The sequence below is a fragment of the Bordetella tumbae genome (assembly GCF_054780995.1).
In genome coordinates this window covers 163,344-180,867 of record NZ_BAAGVG010000012.1, presented here as the reverse complement: position 1 = coordinate 180,867, position 17,524 = coordinate 163,344, and the positions used below count along the sequence as shown (strand labels likewise).

The window sequence follows — 17,524 nt, the reverse complement described above, 5'->3', positions numbered from 1 at the left end:
CTCGACGGGCTGGCAGACTCATCGTCTGCCGGCACGGCAAGGCTTGCCGAACCTGGATCCACTTCTGGTTTCCCCCGAAAGATCCGGGAAAGCCTTTGATTATATGGTGGTTTTGGGATTTTTGTCTAATTCGATCGCGCCCGCGGCTCAGGGCGGCGCTCAATCCGAGCGCACATTCTGTCCCTCATTAGCGATCCGGCGGTACCCGGCGCAGGACAAAGACGCCAGAAAACCTATCGTAGGCGACAACGATACTGTAGCGCCTCGGCGACATGACGCGCCTGTATACGAGGTTGCTCGTCCAGATCGGCGACCGTGCGAGCCACACGCAGCGCACGATGGGTGACGCGGGCGGAACCGTGCAGACGTTGTATGGCCTGGATCAACAAATGCTGACTCTCGGCGTCCAGCTCGCAGTGGGCATCGATGTCCGGGCCGTGGAGCTGGGCGTTGGTGCATCCCTGGCGCTGCTGCTGGCGCTCGCGGCAACGGGCCACACGTTCGCGCACAGGCTCGGAAGGTTCGCCCGCAGGCAAGGAGAGACAATCTGTGCCTGTTGCCGGCAGCTCGATCAGCAAGTCGAGCCGGACAACGAGGGGACCAGACAATCTGCCGACATATCGGGCCACCTGGTCGGGGGTACAGGCGCAGGGGCGTTTGGGGTGTCCACGCCAGCCGCAGGGACAGGGATTCATGGCCGCGACGAGTTGGAAATGCGCGGGGTACTCGACGGTATGCCTGGCCCGGGCGATGACCACCCTGCCCGTCTCCAGTGGCTCTCGCAGCGACTCCAGCGACCTGCGGTTGAATTCGGGCAATTCGTCGAGAAATAGGACACCGTGGTGGGCAAGGCTGATTTCGCCTGGCCTGGGGTAAGCCCCGCCACCAATCAACGCGGCCGCTGAAGCCCCATGATGCGGCGCGCGAAACGGCGGCTGGCCCGGCAGGTCGGCGGCGGGTGTGCCTGCCAGGCTCGACAATGCCGCGGCCTCCAATGCCTGCACCCGTGAAAGTGGCGGCAGCAGTCCAGGCAAGCGCTGCGCCAACATGCTCTTGCCGGCGCCCGGCGGACCGACCATCAGTAAGCTGTGCCCGCCTGCCGCGGCGACCTCCAGCGCCCGCCTGGCCATGGGCTGGCCACGCACATCGGACAGGCAAGGCGGACGGGTCGCCTCAGTCCAGGCACTGGGCTGTGCCGCCGATAGCGTTGCGCTGCCTGTCAAATGTGCCGCCACGTCGGCCAGGGTGTCGGCGCAGAACACGGATAAATCCGGCACCCACGCCGCCATGGCCGCGCTGGCCGTCGGCAGAATCATGGTGCTGCCAGGCTGATCACGGGCAACAGCCAACGCCAATGCCAGGGGCGCGGCATCGCCATGCGCACCTGGCACCGCGATTTGGCCGGAAGCCAGCAACACACCCAATGCGATGGGCAGATCGAAACGCGCTGACGCCTTTGGCAGATCGGCGGGAGACAGATTGACGGTGATACGGCCATTCGGGAATTCAAAGCCGCTATTGATGATCGCGGCACGCACTCGCTCACGGCTCTCGCGGACCTCGGTATCTGGCAGACCCACCACGGTAAAGGCCGGCAAGCCCACGCCCAAATGCGTTTCTACACGCACGGCAGGCGCGTCGGCGCCGGACAAGGCGCGGCTGGCAAGGATGGCTAGAGTCATGGCGGCGTCTGAAGTGAAAACGACGGCCAGTATGCGTAAATGCGCTCGGGTTGGGCAGTGCCATGGTGATCGCAATGTCACGCTTTTCAGGCACTTTTTTCTGGCGCAGAAAGTGCCTTCGTTTGATTGGCGGCGTCGATGGATGGCGTTCCGGATTTCAACGGAGAAACCGGGTCCTGCCATCAATCCAAATCAAACAACCAGCGCAGGCCGATCGGCGAGCGCAAAATGCGAGCGCCCTCGTGCCCCAGACCCGGCACTATCTCAAACACGTGGCTGGGCGGCAGGCCGCCATACAAATGCGCCAGATAGTCCCGGTAGGCGAGACAGCGATCCCGCCGGTCACTGCCCTGCAACAGGGCTGCAGCGCTGCGATCCAGGTGCGGGTCGTTGGGATCGTTGTCGTGTTCCCCCACCAGATAGACGACGTCTTTGCCGGCATAACTGCGGCGCAGTTCGTCTGGATCGATACCGGCAACGTAGGCGTTGGGCCGCTGCAAGCCGTATTTGTAGTGGTCGTAACCCAGGCAGTGCAGCAAGGCCTGCCCGGATGGCTGGCCGTATGCACCAGCGGGCCCATGGCCGCGGCGGGCGGCGTCGAGGTACAGATACGACGATGGTCCCACCACGATGTGGCGCAGCGCAACGCCCTGCTCTCTGGCCAAGGTGGGGACGGAGCTCGCTGCCGCGTGGCGTTGCACGAATTGTGCTCCCGCCGAATGCCCCACGATAACGATGCGTTCGAGATCGGGAAAGCGTTCGCGGCACGCCAGGCGCCGGACCATGGCGTCGAGCACTGAAAACGCGCTGACACCTGTGCCGTGGCGCGACGCATCGCCCTGTTTCCAGGCCTGCGGCGCCCAGGCCAACGTGGATGCACCCAGGCCCCACGTACGGGCTTCGCGTCGCGTGTAGAACTGAGGCGCCGCCAGCAAAGTCTGATCGCGGACGCCTCGTCCCGCCAGACGCGCGGCCCTGTCCAACGCTCGCCAATAACGGTGGCCGTCGCGCTCGGTGCCATGGACGACCAGTACTGCACGACGTATGCCGGGCTGCGGTTCGTCCAACGTGCTGTCGCTGATATAGACGCAGGCCAGGCCTTCGCGCAGCCAAAGGCGGCGAGCATGCCCGGCATCTGAAACGTGTCGCAGGTTCAAACCGGATTCGCCTCCTACCTCGTGCGCAGCGCGGCACCGTGCCGCACTAGTTGATGATGCGGGTCGTTGTAGCACGTGGATTTGAAACTCGCGGGGCTCTTACCTGTTTTTAATCTGGCGCTTTTCTATTTCTCAATTGCGCGCGAGGCGGGCTTGATATCGTGAGCACATCAACTTTTCACGATCAAATATTTTGCGGAGATAGACATGTACGATCTCGACCTGCACCAGCGGCTGCAGCATTGCAAGACGGCATACAGCACCCGCCATGTGGATCTGTCCATGGCCACGGATCTGGTCACCACGGTCAGCCCACGCGCCGGTGACCTGGTCCTGGCGGAAGTGACCAAGCTCGGCCATCACAAAGCGCTGGAATCGCGCGATGGCCGGCGCTCCACCTTGTTTGTTGGCGACGAGATCGTGGTGGCCTACGGTAATCGCTATGCCCCCGATCAGTTCGAGGCGGAAATCCGCGGCGACCTCGGCCCATGTGACTTGGTCGCCGCCGGCGGCATCGCATCCAATGTGTTGTCGCGCAGTGCGAAAACCAGTGCTGCGACTGCCATCACGCCCGTGGGCTTGCTGGCCGATCGCACGGGCCGCGTCTTGAATGTAGCCGATGCCGCCTTGCCGGCCCTGCGTGAGCCCAAGACCGCTCGTATCTACGCCGTGATCGGTGCGTCGATGAACGCCGGCAAGACCACCACTGCCGTGAGCCTGATACGGGGGTTTCGTGCAGCCGGATATCGCGTCGGCTCTGCCAAAGTCACAGGCACTGGAGCAGGTGGAGATTTGTGGCGCATGATGGACGCTGGCGCCCGCCCAGCGCTGGATTTCACATCTGCTGGCGTGGTGTCCACGTATAAGGTGGGACACGACGAACTGCTGCGCATCTGCTTCACGCTGGCCTCGCATGCCATGAAGACCGGCATCGATGTTCTGGTACTGGAAATCGCCGATGGGCTATATCAGCGGGAAACGGCGATGCTGCTGCAATCGCCGGAGTTCCAGGAGTTGGTCGATGGCGTGTTTTTTGCTGCGCGTGACGCACTCGGTGCCAAGGCCGGCGTCGATTGGCTGGCACGGCATCGCCTCAAAACCCTCGCAATCAGCGGCATTATCACCATCGCACCGCTAGCCATTCAGGAAGCCACCGACGCTGTCGGACTGCCGGTGCTGGGCCTCGATGCGTTGGGCGACCCTGCCATGCTGGAAGAATTGACCGGCGCGGAATCGGTGCAGGCCGTCCTGTGAGGCGCCGCGGGCCGCTTCCGTCCGTGTTGGCGGGCAGCCGGCGCGGACTGATGGCCTGGCTGCTGGCCAACGGGATCGCGCAGGCGGCCACAATGGCGGGTATCGCGATCGCCACGCGGCATGGCTTTGACGGGCTGCATCAATCGGAAGTCGCGCCGCATTCGGTGCTGGCCCATGCCGCGGCGATTGCCGTGCTGGGCCTCGCGCTGATGTGGCTACGCATGGCAGAACGAACCACGGCGGAACGACTGGGACAGAGTTATCTGACCGCGACTCGTCTGCGGCTTTTCGATCATCTGAACAATCTGCCCAGCCGCGTGCTGCAAAAACGTACCCAGGGCGTCCTGATGGTGCGTTTTGTCGCCGACCTCAATGCGCTCAATGACTGGGTCAGCCGCGGGCTGGCTCGGCTGGCGGTAGCCGCGATCACGATTGTATCGGCCATCGGAGTATTGGCTTGGCTCGATCCGCTCATCGCCGCCTGTGTTGCCGGGGCGATCGCGGTAGCGATGGCGACCCTCGCGGCCGCTGGTTCGCCGCTGTACCGGCGCGTACGCGAACTACGGCGCGCGCGCGGCCGCATGGCAGCCAATCTGGGCGAAAAACTGAATGTCTATTCGCCGGTACGCGTATTCGGCCGCACCCGCGGCGAGCGCTCGCGCCTGCAGAAGCAAAGTTCGCGGCTGGCCCAGGCAGCCGTATCGCAGGCACGCCTGGCCGCTTTGCTGCGAGCGGTGCCTGACGCTGCATCGACCATATTGACTGCACTGGTGCTGGCGGCCGGCCTGTTGCGCGTACAACAGGCCGGCTGGGGCACCCTGCTGGCGGCCATCCTGGTGGTCAACCTGCTGGACTCACCGTTGCGCGACCTGGGCCGCATTTTCGTGTTCTGGCAGAATTTCCGCGCGGCGCGGGATGTACTGGGCGGCTTTTTACGCCTGCCCACCCTGGCATCCGGCCGGCGTATGCCCCCGCTTTCTACCGGCCCTGGGCATCTGGAGCTGGACCAAGTATCGGTAGCCGGCGCACTCGGGCAGATCAGCGTGCAGGCGGCGCCAGGTTCACTGATAGCCATCACAGGCGGCAGCGGCTCGGGAAAATCTACGATACTGGCCCTGGCTGCTCGCATGTTCGACCCCGACCACGGCACGGTACGGCTGGATGGAGAAGTGCTGGCCCAACATGACCTCACCTCTATCCGCCAAGCAGTGGGCATGATTTCGCCCGACCTGCCGCTGCTGCGCGGCTCGATCCGGCGCAATCTGACTTATCGAGCAAGCACCGCCAACGATGCCGAGATTGCGGACGCCTTGCAATTATGCGAGTTGCAGCAAGCCATTGCCGCACTGCCCCGCGGCCTGGATACCCGTATTGCCGAGCGTGGCTCGGACCTGCCCGCAGCGCTGCGGCAGCGGCTGATCGTGGCACGGGCCGTGATGGGCGGGCCGCGTCTGCTGTTGATCGATGATGCCGACGCCATGCTCGACGAGGTGCGTACCGGTACGCTGGCACGGGTGCTGCGCCGACGTGGCACGACGATGTTGCTGGTCACCAGCGACCCGCAATGGCTGTCTGCGGCTGACGCCGTATGGCGCATGGATGCAGGACAACTCGAACCCGTTACAGAGACGAAACATCTACATACATCAGAACATGCATGTGCGGAAGCAAATATATAAAAGGATGCCCTCGCCGGGCACCTTCGCACATGCATGATGCGCGGCCCATCCGCGCATTCTGAGTGTATGAGGATAACTTGAGTATCAAGACTCGGATCTGGTTGTTCCAGGCCATAGTCGCTTTTTCCGTCATTGTCATGGCGATTACCTCTGTCTTTGCCACGCGCACGGCCAAGGATTACTTTGACCGGCTTTTGCATGCGCGCAAAGAACTAGCCATGACGTCTGATCTGGCGATCGACGCGAATCGCTATGCCGAGCAGATCGCCGAACTGATATTGATTGGCCCTGCAGAGCGGTCTGATTTCGAAAGCGCCCGTGCCGACGTCTATAAATCGTTCTTCGACGTGAAGCAGCTGGATCTGCGCATCACGGCAGAATCGGAGCGCGACGACATCATGACGCTGTCGCTCTATGAGCGTATGCACCTGCTTATCGACAGCATTGACGGCTCCGTGGATGAGTTGCTCGCCCTGTCCTTGGCCGGCAAGCGCGATGAAGCGATTGCTCAGTTCCGTTATCAGATCGAAAACCGGCTGGATTCGGAACTCGAATATCTGATTGCCGAGAATGTCCGCAGCAAACAGGCCGAGGTCGACGCCCTGGAGTCTGTCACTGAACAATTGCGACAGAAGGTGACCGTGTCCGTGTTGGGTTTGCTGGCTGTCCTGCTGGCCTTGATCTCCGTGTCGGGCTATTTGCTGGCCCGCTCCATTGGCCGCCCTATCCGCGCCCTGGCAGCAGGCACACGCGCCATTGAACAAGGCTCGCTGCACTATCGCATCGGCAGCCAGGCACGCGATGAATTGGGTGTGCTGTCGCGCAGCTTCGATGCGATGGCCGAACAACTGCATGGGCAGCACGCGCAGTTGCTCGCGTCCAAGAGTCAACTGGAATGCGAGGTGGCACAACGCACGCAGGACCTGGCCCAGGCCAATCATCGGCTGACCCAGGTAGACCAGCAGCGCGTGCGCCTGCTGGCCGATATCAGCCACGAACTGCGCACTCCGCTGACCGCGTTGCGGGGCGAGGCCGAGATTGCATTGCGCGGCAAGGCCTGGCACGAGACCATGTACCGCGAGGCTCTGGCTGCGGTGGTGGCGCGCGCGCAGGAAATGGGGCATCTGATCGAAGACCTGCTTTTCCTGGCGCGTTCGGAAGGCGACGATATCGTGTTCGAAAAAGCCCCTCTTGACCTGAAGGAAGTCGCGCTGGCAGCCATCCAAGACACCAACGTACTGGCTCGCCGCCAGGATGTCAGGCTGGTGATGCAGGATGCGCCGACGGACGCCGTACCCATATGGGGAGACCGGGCGCGGCTCAAGCAGGCCGCCATGATCGCGCTGGACAACGCGATCAAGTATTCACCCGCCGCCACTACAGTCGAGGTTAGCGTGCGCGCAAGCGCCCAAGGGGAACTGATCGTTCGTGATCACGGCGTGGGCTGCGCCGAGCAAGACCTGCCCCATGTCTTTGACCGCTTCTATCGCGGTACGCTGGCACGGGAGCGCTGGGCAGCCGGCAGCGGCCTGGGCCTGTCGATCGCCCGCTGGATTGTGCAGAAACATCAAGGCACTGTGGATTTCAGCAGTACAGCGGGAAAAGGTTCGACATTCACCGTCCGGCTGCCATTGAGACATCGCCATGTATAACGCCAAAGTCTTGTTGGTCGAGGACGACCCGCGCATCATTTCTTTTCTGCAGCGCGGCCTGCAGGCCGAAGGCTATCGCGTCGAAGTCTCGCGCGATGGCCAGCATGGATACGAAACCGCACGCGACGGCGAATTCGATCTCATCATCCTCGACCGCATGTTGCCGCGGATGGAAGGCGTCGAGATCTGCGCCCGCTTGCGCGCTGATGGCTGCCGCGGCCTGATTCTGATGCTGACGGCCAAAGCAGAACTGCAAGAACGCATTCTAGGCTTAAAACAAGGAGCGGACGATTATCTGGCCAAGCCATTCGCATTCGACGAGCTGGTGGCGCGCATGCAGGCGCTGCTGCGCCGGCGCCAGGATGGCCGCGCCCCGGGCACGACGCTCAGCGTCGGCGATCTGCGGCTGGATTTCGCCGCCAGGACTGCGCATCGCGGCGAGCGCCGCATCGAGCTGACGGCGCGCGAATTCGCGCTGCTTGCTTATCTGATGGAACACGCGGGCACAGTAGTCAGCCGTGCGCGGTTATTGCGCGACGTCTGGGGTATGGACTTCGATCCGGGCACGAAGGTGGTCGACGTCTACATCCGCTATCTGCGTCGCAAGATCGAACAAGAAGGCGAACTCCCGCTGCTGCGCACCGCTCGCGGCTTTGGCTATACGATCAGTGCAGAAAAGACCGATTAGAAAAGACAGATCCGGTCTCTAGTGAAGATGCCGCGGCAATCTAGTAGAGTTTGACCAATTGAGGTAAAAGCGACAAGAACTCAAGGAGACCCGCGTGAGTACAAAGCGAGTACTGGTAACAGGTGCCAGCAAAGGAATCGGACGAGCTATCTGTCAGCGGCTGATCGACGACGGCTATGCGGTCGTCGGCGTGGCCAGGACCCGGCCGGCGGACTTGCCAAACGGCATTGAGTTTCACACCGCCGACCTCGCCGACACACAAGCTCTCGAACAATTCTTGGCGAGTGCAATGGCCGAGCCGTTCTACGGTCTGGTCAACAACGTAGGCTTGGTACCCATTGCCAACCTGGAAGACATACGCATCGAAGACCTTTACCGTGCCGTGCAGTTGAATGTGGAGGTCGCTATCCGTTTTTCGCAACGTCTGGCGCCTGCCATGAAAGCAGCGCGACAAGGCCGCATCATCAATATTGCATCGCGCGCGGCGCTGGGCAAACAGGGCCGGACCGTGTATGGCATGACCAAGGCGGGCTTGATCGGCATGACGCGGACCTGGGCACTCGAACTGGCGCCGTTCGGCATCACCGTCAACGCTATCGCGCCCGGACCCATTGCGACCGAATTCTTTGCCGGCGCCAATGATCAAAACGACGCGCACACCCAGGCGCTACTGGCCAGCATTCCGGTCGGCCGCATGGGACAGCCCGAAGAAGTCGCGCATGCGACGGCTTACCTCATGGATCAACGATGCGGCTTTGTGACGGGTCAGACACATATGGTGTGCGGCGGTCTATCCATTGGCGCTGCGTGACAGGACACGGATATAGCATCGATCTCCACGAGACCTGAGAAGTAAAAAATGAACTTCTATTCGCTGCTTTTACAACATGCTCAGACAGCCCCCGCACGGATTGCATTCCACGATAAAGACCGTGCCCTGAACTACGCGGAGTTGTTGGCCGAGGTGGACCGAGTGGCAGCGCTGATGGCGTCGCATGGGGCTCGCCGCGGAGACCGTCTGGCGCTGTGGATGCCTAATTGCGTCGAATGGCTCGTGACGTTTCTCGCATGTGCCAGATTGGGAATGATGGTGATCGCTGTCAATACCCGTTTCAAGGAACATGAAGTGGGCCAACTGCTGCAACGCGGACAATGCCGCTGGCTGGCATTCTGGCCGGCCTTTAAAGGGTTGCCGTTTGTTGATACGCTCCAACGCGTGGACGCCGCTATCGTTGGTCAACTGAAAGGCGTCATTGCCGTCCAGGCCAACGCAGACACCACCCAAGCCTTGCGCGACGCGTGGCCCGCGCTGGATCTGATCTCGTACGCACACACGGCGACGACGTTTTCCGTTTCCGATCCTGGGCAAGCCTATGACGGCGCGTTGGTGTACACGACCTCGGGCACCACCTCCGCGCCAAAGCTCGTTCTGCATCGGCAAGAGGGTCTGATCGATCACGGAGCCATTGCAGCCTCGGCCTATGGCGTCACGGCACAGAGCGTGGTGCTCATTGCCGCGCCGATGTGCGGCGCGTTTGGGTTTTCCACGATGCTCAGTGGCCTGGTCCCTGGCGCCTCCTTGGTCTCACTGCCAGTATTCGAGGCCAGCGCTACGGTGCGGCAGATTGGCGATCATGCGGTGACCCATACCTTTGCCAATAACGAACTCATTGATCTGCTGCTAAAGGAAACGGCGGGCAATGCGCAGCCCTTTCCTACGCTGCAGTATGTGGGCTACGCCAGTTTTTCCCCCTCGATGGACGATCTGCCTGAACGCGCGCTACGGGCAGGGATTCCCATTGCCGGGTTATACGGATCCAGCGAACTCCAGGCCTTGGTCGCCGGCCAACGGCTCGATGCAGACTGGCAATATCGACGTGCCGCCGGAGGCACCTTGGCCTCGCCAGCCGGCAAGGTTCGCGCAGTAGATCCCGAGCATGGCAATACGCTGCCGCACGGAGCCATCGGGCAGATTGAAATCAAAGGCCCCAGCCTGATGTCGGAGTATCTGGATAATCCTGAAGCCACCCGCAAAGCGATCCAGCCCGATGGATTTTTCCGCACTGGCGACCTGGGTTTCACCGTCGATGAACGCACGTTTGTTTTTCAGGGCAGAGACGGGGAGCATCTGCGCCTGGCGGGTTTTCTGGTCAACCCGATGGAAATCGAGGCATTCATCCGCGGGCTCGACGGCATTCAAGCGGCGCAAGTCGTGGGCGCCGAGCGCGAGGGGAAAACCGTACCGGTGGCATTTGCCATTGCTACGCCTGGGGCCGATGTGAACGAGGCAGCCATCATTCGCGCCTGTCAGGCCTCAATGGCAAAATTCAAAGTCCCTGAACGGGTCGCGTTTGTGCAGCAGTTTCCAATGGTGCAAAGCGCCAACTCCAACAAGGTGCAAAAGCACGAACTCAGGAAAATGGCGCAGATGCTGCTTGACGGAGAGCTGCGCACCACGTTGTGACGCTTGAGTTCGACGCACCTCTCGGCACAGCGGCAGAGACCCCTATCTATTCATTGCGCGCCGCCCTTCGAGGCCAGCGCGAGCCCAACCTATTCCGGCTTGCTTTCCAAAGCCGAAACGCGCGACTCCAGCTGCTGGACCTGAGTCTGCAGTTGATCCACACGCTCACGTGCACGGGCCAGCAAATCCGCCTGCACGTCGAATTCCTCGCGGGTGATCAGATCCATTTTCGTAAAGGCCTGTCCCATCATCGCCTTTACATTGCGCTCGAGATCGGCGGCTGGGCTGCGGGCGATCAGGTCGGATAAATTTTTCTGGAAATCCTCAAGCCATTGGGTGCGGTTCATAGCGTCCTCGCATTCGATGTTCTGAATAAATAGAGTGTAGTCGCTATTGCCTTGGGGCGGCCCGGCGGCAAAAAAAGCCCCCACGCTACGCCTACAGGCTTGCTGCCCCCCGAGGGGGCCGTTTTTGCCTTGGGGCGGCCCGGCGGCAAAAAAAAATGGGCGGGCCGTACACGGCACCGCCTCAAAGCACAGGAGAAAATCGAATTGCACCAGAACCATCACTGAGACGGGCACACTGTCCGAGTGCCTGTCGCATTGCCATCTGGTACGGTTTGATTCTTCCTGACGTTGCGGCCAACAACAAGCCACTGGGTGTAATGCCGCGTATCAACAAATTCGATACATTGCTGCGAAGAGCCGAAACAGACGCAGCAATTCGATACAACACTAGGCGCTGGCAAATGTTTTGTTTCAACCGTCCCTGCCCCGGTGCTACGCACCAATCAGGGGATCATCCCGGGGCATAAAAGCACCAATATGGTGCAACGACGCACTATATCTGTTCAAAAACTGCTCAGCGCCCTTCGCTTTCCCAGCGCGAACGGCATCCGAGACAGGCATTGCCATTGCGCTCAGAGCGAGTTTGCGCCCTGACAGGGCTTTTTTACCCTGAGGCGGCTCGGCAAGCAAAAGATGGCACGCATATTGCTTTATTGCTCATGCGTGAATGCAACCATCAGAGGAACTGCCATGAAACTCATCATCGCCATCATTAAGCCGTTCAAGCTCGACGAAGTACGAGTAGCGCTTTCCGGGATCGGCGTACAGGGGCTGACGGTCACCGAAGTCAAAGGCTTTGGCCGTCAGAAGGGACACACTGAACTGTATCGCGGCGCGGAATACGCCGTGGACTTTTTGCCCAAGCTGCGCGTAGAAGCTGCTGTGCCGGATCATCTGGTGGACCAAGTGATCGACGTGATCGAGCAAGCTGCCCGCACCGGCAAGATCGGCGACGGCAAGATCTTTACCGCCCCGCTGGAGCAAGTCATTCGTATTCGGACAGGTGAATCCGGCGAAGCCGCCCTGTAAGCAAAACAACAAAGCAAAATGCATTGGAGCCTGAAAAATGGATAAAGCGGATATCTCCTGGTTGCTCGTTTCAACCCTGCTAGTACTCATGATGGCCGCTCCCGGCCTGGCATTGTTCTATGGCGGCATGGTACGCAGCAAGAACGTGCTGTCGGTCATGCTGCAAGTACTGTGCACGTTCGCACTGGGAGTTGTGCTCTGGTTTATTTACGGTTACTCGTTGGCCTTTACAGAAGGCAATGCCTTTTTCGGCGGGCTGTCGCGCGCGTTTTTCTCGGGGATGTTCAATTCCGCAGACGGCACCTACTCGATGTCCGGTTCGTTGACCGAACTGCTGTTTGCATCGTTCCAGGCTACGTTTGCCGGGCTGACGTGCGCACTGATCGTAGGCAGCTTTGCCGAACGTGCACGCTTTTCCGCTGTGCTCGTGTTCACGATCATCTGGTTCACCTTTGCCTACGTGCCCATTGCGCACATGGTGTGGTTTGCCTCGGAGACCGCGCCTGGCTTGCTCAATGCCCGCCAAGCATTGGATTTCGCCGGCGGCACGGTGGTGCATATCAACGCGGGGATCGCAGGTCTGGTTGGTGCGTATGTCATCGGCAAACGCGTGGGTTATGGCCGCGAAGCAATGCAACCCCATAACCTGCCCATGACCTTCATCGGCGCCTCGCTGCTGTGGGTGGGTTGGTTTGGGTTCAATGGTGGCTCGGCACTGGCCGCAAACGAAGGCGCTACGCTGGCATTTTTTAACACCATGATTGCGACCGCTGGCGCGATTCTGGCTTGGCTGTTCACCGAATGGGCGATCAAGGGCAAGCCTTCGATGCTGGGTGCTGCTTCTGGCGCTATAGCAGGCCTGGTGGGTATTACGCCCGCTGCGGGTTTCGTTGGCCCAGGCGGCGCGCTCATCATCGGCGTGCTGGCTGGCATCGTCTGCGTATGGGGTGTCAATGGCCTGAAGCGCATGCTGCGTGCGGACGACTCTCTGGATGTATTCGGCGTGCACGGTGTCGGCGGTATCGTCGGTGCGCTGCTGACCGGTGTCTTCAATGCCAAAGCGTTGGGCGGTCTCGGCGCCGGCACGGGCGAAATCATGTCTCAGCTCTGGGTACAGTTGGAAGGCGTGCTGTTGACTATCGTGTGGTCGGGTGTGGTGGCATGGGTTGCCTACAAGATCGCCAATATGCTCTGCGGTATCCGCGTGCCTGAAGACCAAGAGCGCGAAGGCCTGGACGTGACCAGCCACGGCGAATCGGCGTACCACAGCTAAAAGGAAAGGGGCTGACGCCGCGCTGAATATAGCGGCAAACAGTCTCCCCAAGGGGAAAAGCCACCGATGTGAAAGCATCGGTGGCTTTTTTGTCGCCGGGCCGCCCCAAGACAAAAAAGCCCCCTCGGGGGGCAGCAAGCCGAAGGCGCAGCGTGGGGGCTTTTTTTATTTGTTGGTAGTATTTAGCCCGCTATTACCCATCCCCGATCAAATCTGCCTAGACTGCTCTCCATACCGCAATGCCAAAACGCATTGCCCACTATAAAAATGACTGGAGACCTGCATCATGGCAAAACTGATTCACACGATGGTACGTGTGCGAGATCTGGATAAATCGCTGGCGTTCTATCAAGCCGCATTTGGGCTTGAGCCCAGCTATCGTCTGGACTTTGATAGTTTCTCGCTCGTGTACTTGCGTAATAGCGAGAGCGAAACGGAAATCGAACTCACGTGGAACAAAGGCAAGAGCGAACCGTATACACACGGCGATGGATACGGGCATGTCGCTTTTGTGGTGGACGATGCCATCCACGAGCGCGAGCGCCTGACTGCGCTGGGGTTCGCCCCCAATGATCTCAAAGAATTTTTTGCCGCCGACGGCGCATTGATCGCGCGCTATTTCTTCGTTCAAGACCCTGACAATTACAAGATCGAAGTGCTCGAACGCCACGGGCATTATCAGTAGCTCAACGATGCCAGGCTATGGCAAAGACCAAGCCTTCGGCCAAGAAAAGCCTGCTCAAGACTACGATAAGGAGACACATATGCAATCCAAGCACATCGCGCTCGCTGTCGAGCGAGAACCGTCACGCGCCACAGGAAAGCCCTGTATTTCGCTCACGCGCCGAGCCTTGTTGAAAGGCACGGGCGTGTTATTCGGCACATTGGCGATGTCGTCCACGCTGGCCCTCATCGCGCCGAGCCGAGCCTGGGCGCTGGAATTAAAGAGCCTGGACGAGCATCAGGGAAAAGTCTTGCTTGCACTGGTCAAGCGCATCTATCCCCATGCCACATTAGAAGACGCGGTGTATGCACTCGTCGTCAAAGACCTGGACGGCAAGGCGGCAAACACGGCGGCGATACGGGACCAACTCGCCGAGGGCGTACGCAAGCTCGATGCGCAAGCAGGTGGTGATTGGTCCGCGCGTGCCGTCGCCGACCAGGACCGTGATGCGGCCGCATTGGCGGACACGCCATTTTTCCAGACCGTACGTTCGACAGCGGTGGTCTCGCTTTATTCCAATGCCCTGGCTTATGCCCATTTTGGTTATGGCGCACAGGCGGGAGATGGCGGCTATCTATATAAGGGATTCAATGATCTCGCGTGGCTGCCGAATCCCCCGGAACAAGACAGCGGCCCCATCCCGGCAAACTAATTAGAACAAGGAGACAGACATGGCGAACACCAATACTCAAGAACCGCCCGGCAAAAAATTTTCCCTCGACGATGATCATGTCATCGTGGTGATCGGCTCGGGCGCCGGCGGCGGCACATTGGCCAACGAACTCGCGCAGAAAGGGGTCGACGTCGTCATCCTCGAAGCCGGAAAATTGCATACGCAAGCCGATTTTCTGGCCGACGAATGGGCGTCGTTTCAGCAACTGGCGTGGCTCGACCCACGTACCGCATCGGGCTCATGGCGTATCGCAAAAGATTTTCCCAACCTGCCTGCATGGATCTGTAAAACCGTCGGAGGGACATCGGTGCACTGGGCCGGCGCCAGCCTGCGCATTCAGCCGTATGAATTCAAAGCGCTGACGACATATGGAAAAGTCGATGGTGCGACGCTGCTCGACTGGCCTATCACGCGCGAGGATCTTGATCCCTATTACGCTCGTGCCGAGAAAAAACTCGGCGTAACCCGTACGAACGGCTTGCCGGGTTTGCCGGGCAACAACAACTTCAAAATATTCCACGAAGGCGCCACCAAGATAGGCTACAAGCACGTCAACACGGGCCACATGGCGATCAACAGCGTGGCCAATGATGATCGGGCGCACTGTTATCAGCGGGGGTTCTGTTTTCAAGGCTGCCGATTCGGCGCGAAGTGGTCGACGTTATATACGGAGCTGCCACGCGCGATTGAAACCGGGCATGCGGAACTGCGTACCGAGGCACACGTGGCGCGTATCGAACATGATGAGGCGGGCAAGGTCAATGCCGTGCTGTACTACGACGCCAAAGGCGCGCTGCAACGGCAAAAAGCCCGTGCGGTGGCGGTGGCGGGGAATTCGATCGAAACACCACGTCTGTTGCTGAACTCGCATTCGGCGAAATTTGCCAATGGTTTGGCCAATAGCTCTGACCAGGTAGGCCGCAACTACATGCGGCATACGACGGGGTCGCTCTACGCCACCTTTGCAAATAAAGTCGATATGTACAAGGGCACGGTAATGGCCGGCATCGTCGAGGACGAGGCGCGCCACGATACATCGCGCGGGTTCGCGGGCGGTTATCACCTGGAGACGATATCCCTGGGACTGTCGTTCTATGCGGCGTTTCTGGATCCGGGCGCGTGGGGTGCGAAATTCGCTGATGCGATGGATCAGTATGCGCATACCGCGGGGCTATGGATCGTGGGCGAGGACATGCCCCAGGCCTCCAACCGGATCACCCTGAACACCGCGTTGAAAGACCAATACGGCCTGCCTGCGGCAGACGTACATTTCGACGATCATCCAAACGATGTTGCCATGCGCGAACATGGCTTCAAACAATCAGAGGCCCTGTATAAAGCCGCGGGCGCCAAAGACACGTATCGTGTACCGCCCTATCCTTCCACGCATAACCTCGGCACGGCACGGATGAGCGACAAACCCGAAGACGGCGTGGTCAACAAACATGGCCAGGCACACGATGTGCGTAATCTGTTTATTGCGGATGGCAGTCAATTTACGACAGGTGCGGCGGAGAACCCCACGCTGACGATCGTATCGTTGGCAATTCGCCAAGCGGACTACATCGCCGCACAGATGAAGCAAGGAGCGATTTGAACGCATGAGGCCATGAAATGGGGGAGACTACCAAGTGCGTCACCCTCACCACGGATGGCGATTACCGTACCGGCACCGGCACCGGCGGCTAATACGGAATCGGCGTAACATCATTGCGGCAAGCCCGGCGTTCGACCGGGCCCCGTTATTTCTCAAGGTAGGAGGACAATCGTGTGCCAGATCTATGTAAATACAGATCCGATTCTTTACGAGTCCCGCACGCGTTCGTTGCGCATTCACGGGGTGGTAACGACGGTCCGATTGGAAAATCTGTTCTGGAACGTCTTGCAGGAAATCGCGGAACGCGAGGACCTGACAACGAGTCAGTTCGCTATCAAATTGCACGACGAACTGCTCGCTCGCCATGGGGATATGCCGATGAGCTTTGCGTCGTTTTTGCGTGTTTGCTGTCTGCGGTATTTATCGCAGAAGAACACCGATCTCACGCCTTTATGCGACGGCCGCGACGCAACGCGGTTTCAGCCGGTATTGGCGCATGCGCGGTGACGCGCCGTTGAGCCGGTTGCCTGCTCAGCGTTTGACCGGCGGCGCCGGCTGCAGTGTTGCAATGCTGGCATCTATCAAACGGCTGGCGACTTCGGGCAGATAGCGCGCGGGTCCGCCCTCGCCAAACAGCTGGCAAGACACAAACGCCCCCTCCAGCAGCAACATCAATCCATCGGCCAGGATATCCGGCTCCCCAGCCCCCATCTCCGCTGCCAGCTCGACCATACGCGCACGCAGCGCCGCCTTGTGCGTCACGACGACTTGATGAGCGGGATGATCGGGTTCAGGGTACTCGACGACGGCGTTGGTCAAGCCGCAACCGCGATAGCGTGTGGTGGCCGGGGGCATGACGGCCTCGTCCGGTGTGACATGATCCGACGCCGGCTGCGTACGCTTGCCCGCCGAGCGTTGAGCCAGGCGTTCGAAATACACCATCAACGCAGCGCGTGGATCATCTGGGTGAATGGCCGCTCCCTCGTTGAACTTGGCCCAGAACTCCCTCTCGTAGTCGCGTAAATACGACGCCGCCAATTCGTCCTTCGACGAAAAGCTGCGATACAGACTGGGCTTGGTCACGCCCGCCTCGGCCACCAAGGCGTCCACGCCGACCGCGCGAATGCCATCCTCATAGAACATGCGGCGCGCGGTCTCGCGAATACGTTCGGACGCCAGCTTGGGGGGAGCCGATTTAGGGGACGGCTCGGCCGCGGCAGAGGAAGCAGTTTTACGGGTCATGGCGATACTCCTGACATCGAATCAATATTTTTACTTGACGATGTTACTGACCGGTACGTAGCA

General features: G+C 60.2%; 16 protein-coding genes. 12 read left to right on the top strand and 4 right to left on the bottom strand.

Going from position 1 to position 17,524, the window contains the following annotated elements:
- Nucleotides 1–233: 233 nt before the first annotated feature.
- Both ACYVI2_RS11400 and ACYVI2_RS11395 read right to left on the bottom strand, forming a co-directional pair.
- A complete protein-coding gene (locus ACYVI2_RS11400; RefSeq protein ID WP_415820655.1) occupies nucleotides 234–1,682 on the bottom strand; it encodes a YifB family Mg chelatase-like AAA ATPase in 1,449 nt (482 codons plus the stop codon).
- Nucleotides 1,683–1,864: 182 nt separating this feature from the next.
- Entirely contained in the window at nucleotides 1,865–2,839 is a 975-nt protein-coding gene (locus ACYVI2_RS11395) for an alpha/beta hydrolase family protein (RefSeq protein WP_415820654.1), read from the bottom strand.
- Nucleotides 2,840–3,046: 207 nt separating this feature from the next.
- Between ACYVI2_RS11395 and ACYVI2_RS11390 the strand changes: the two genes are divergently transcribed.
- The 6 genes from ACYVI2_RS11390 to ACYVI2_RS11365 all read left to right on the top strand — a co-directional run bounded on the left by ACYVI2_RS11390 (nucleotide 3,047) and on the right by ACYVI2_RS11365 (nucleotide 10,576).
- Nucleotides 3,047–4,093: a DUF1611 domain-containing protein gene (locus ACYVI2_RS11390; protein ID WP_415820653.1), complete on the top strand. Its 1,047-nt coding sequence runs from the start codon at nucleotides 3,047–3,049 to the stop codon at nucleotides 4,091–4,093.
- 50 nt (nucleotides 4,094–4,143) lie between these two features.
- The gene (locus tag ACYVI2_RS11385) at nucleotides 4,144–5,772 is read left to right on the top strand and encodes an ATP-binding cassette domain-containing protein (protein WP_415820652.1); all 1,629 of its coding nucleotides are present in this window, start codon (nucleotides 4,144–4,146) and stop codon (nucleotides 5,770–5,772) included.
- 77 nt (nucleotides 5,773–5,849) lie between these two features.
- A complete protein-coding gene (locus ACYVI2_RS11380) occupies nucleotides 5,850–7,424 on the top strand; it encodes a sensor histidine kinase (RefSeq protein ID WP_415820651.1) in 1,575 nt (524 codons plus the stop codon).
- The gene (locus tag ACYVI2_RS11375) at nucleotides 7,417–8,112 is read left to right on the top strand and encodes a response regulator transcription factor (protein ID WP_415820650.1); all 696 of its coding nucleotides are present in this window, start codon (nucleotides 7,417–7,419) and stop codon (nucleotides 8,110–8,112) included. The genes ACYVI2_RS11380 and ACYVI2_RS11375 overlap by 8 nt, the downstream gene beginning before the upstream one ends.
- Nucleotides 8,113–8,206: 94 nt before the next feature.
- On the top strand, nucleotides 8,207–8,923 hold the full coding sequence (locus tag ACYVI2_RS11370) for an SDR family oxidoreductase (RefSeq protein ID WP_415820649.1): 717 nt from the start codon (nucleotides 8,207–8,209) through the stop codon (nucleotides 8,921–8,923).
- A gap of 48 nt (nucleotides 8,924–8,971) precedes the next feature.
- The gene (locus ACYVI2_RS11365) at nucleotides 8,972–10,576 is read left to right on the top strand and encodes an AMP-binding protein (RefSeq protein ID WP_415820648.1); all 1,605 of its coding nucleotides are present in this window, start codon (nucleotides 8,972–8,974) and stop codon (nucleotides 10,574–10,576) included.
- Nucleotides 10,577–10,665: 89 nt separating this feature from the next.
- On the opposite strand, the gene ACYVI2_RS11360 is transcribed toward ACYVI2_RS11365, so the two are convergent.
- Nucleotides 10,666–10,923, bottom strand: coding sequence for an accessory factor UbiK family protein (locus ACYVI2_RS11360; RefSeq protein WP_415820647.1), 258 nt, complete (start codon nucleotides 10,921–10,923; stop codon nucleotides 10,666–10,668).
- 690 nt (nucleotides 10,924–11,613) lie between these two features.
- Here ACYVI2_RS11360 and glnK point away from each other — a divergent pair.
- The 6 genes from glnK (at nucleotide 11,614) to ACYVI2_RS11330 (ending at nucleotide 16,726) form a co-directional block, all read left to right on the top strand.
- Nucleotides 11,614–11,952 carry a P-II family nitrogen regulator gene (glnK, locus tag ACYVI2_RS11355; RefSeq protein ID WP_012249555.1) on the top strand — a complete coding sequence of 113 codons (339 nt, stop codon included), beginning with the start codon at nucleotides 11,614–11,616 and terminating at the stop codon, nucleotides 11,950–11,952.
- A gap of 37 nt (nucleotides 11,953–11,989) precedes the next feature.
- Nucleotides 11,990–13,225, top strand: coding sequence for an ammonium transporter (amt, locus tag ACYVI2_RS11350; RefSeq protein WP_415820646.1), 1,236 nt, complete (start codon nucleotides 11,990–11,992; stop codon nucleotides 13,223–13,225).
- A gap of 286 nt (nucleotides 13,226–13,511) precedes the next feature.
- Nucleotides 13,512–13,910 carry a VOC family protein gene (locus ACYVI2_RS11345; RefSeq protein WP_415820645.1) on the top strand — a complete coding sequence of 133 codons (399 nt, stop codon included), beginning with the start codon at nucleotides 13,512–13,514 and terminating at the stop codon, nucleotides 13,908–13,910.
- 79 nt (nucleotides 13,911–13,989) lie between these two features.
- A complete protein-coding gene (locus ACYVI2_RS11340; protein ID WP_415820644.1) occupies nucleotides 13,990–14,601 on the top strand; it encodes a tat (twin-arginine translocation) pathway signal sequence in 612 nt (203 codons plus the stop codon).
- A 19-nt stretch (nucleotides 14,602–14,620) separates the two neighbouring features.
- On the top strand, nucleotides 14,621–16,219 hold the full coding sequence (locus ACYVI2_RS11335; RefSeq protein ID WP_415820643.1) for a GMC family oxidoreductase: 1,599 nt from the start codon (nucleotides 14,621–14,623) through the stop codon (nucleotides 16,217–16,219).
- 171 nt (nucleotides 16,220–16,390) lie between these two features.
- Nucleotides 16,391–16,726 (top strand): ribbon-helix-helix domain-containing protein, encoded by a 336-nt coding sequence (locus ACYVI2_RS11330; RefSeq protein ID WP_094821715.1) that lies wholly within the window; start codon nucleotides 16,391–16,393, stop codon nucleotides 16,724–16,726.
- A 24-nt stretch (nucleotides 16,727–16,750) separates the two neighbouring features.
- Here ACYVI2_RS11330 and ACYVI2_RS11325 read toward each other — a convergent pair whose 3' ends face one another.
- Nucleotides 16,751–17,461, bottom strand: a complete 711-nt coding sequence (locus ACYVI2_RS11325; RefSeq protein WP_415820642.1) for a TetR/AcrR family transcriptional regulator — start codon at nucleotides 17,459–17,461, stop codon at nucleotides 16,751–16,753.
- Nucleotides 17,462–17,524: the final 63 nt, after the last annotated feature.

Bases quoted from the DNA above. Each gene is read 5' to 3' on its own strand.
- ACYVI2_RS11375 (WP_415820650.1), top strand. From the start codon at position 7,417: ATGTATAACGCCAAAGTCTTGTTGGTCGAGGACGACCCGCGCATCATT.
- ACYVI2_RS11385 (WP_415820652.1), top strand. From the start codon at position 4,144: ATGGCCTGGCTGCTGGCCAACGGGATCGCGCAGGCGGCCACAATGGCG.
- ACYVI2_RS11340 (WP_415820644.1), top strand. From the start codon at position 13,990: ATGCAATCCAAGCACATCGCGCTCGCTGTCGAGCGAGAACCGTCACGC.
- ACYVI2_RS11390 (WP_415820653.1), top strand. From the start codon at position 3,047: ATGTACGATCTCGACCTGCACCAGCGGCTGCAGCATTGCAAGACGGCA.
- ACYVI2_RS11345 (WP_415820645.1), top strand. From the start codon at position 13,512: ATGGCAAAACTGATTCACACGATGGTACGTGTGCGAGATCTGGATAAA.
- ACYVI2_RS11360 (WP_415820647.1), bottom strand. From the start codon at position 10,923: ATGAACCGCACCCAATGGCTTGAGGATTTCCAGAAAAATTTATCCGAC.
- ACYVI2_RS11335 (WP_415820643.1), top strand. From the start codon at position 14,621: ATGGCGAACACCAATACTCAAGAACCGCCCGGCAAAAAATTTTCCCTC.
- amt (WP_415820646.1), top strand. From the start codon at position 11,990: ATGGATAAAGCGGATATCTCCTGGTTGCTCGTTTCAACCCTGCTAGTA.
- ACYVI2_RS11400 (WP_415820655.1), bottom strand. From the start codon at position 1,682: ATGACTCTAGCCATCCTTGCCAGCCGCGCCTTGTCCGGCGCCGACGCG.
- ACYVI2_RS11325 (WP_415820642.1), bottom strand. From the start codon at position 17,461: ATGACCCGTAAAACTGCTTCCTCTGCCGCGGCCGAGCCGTCCCCTAAA.
- glnK (WP_012249555.1), top strand. From the start codon at position 11,614: ATGAAACTCATCATCGCCATCATTAAGCCGTTCAAGCTCGACGAAGTA.
- ACYVI2_RS11365 (WP_415820648.1), top strand. From the start codon at position 8,972: ATGAACTTCTATTCGCTGCTTTTACAACATGCTCAGACAGCCCCCGCA.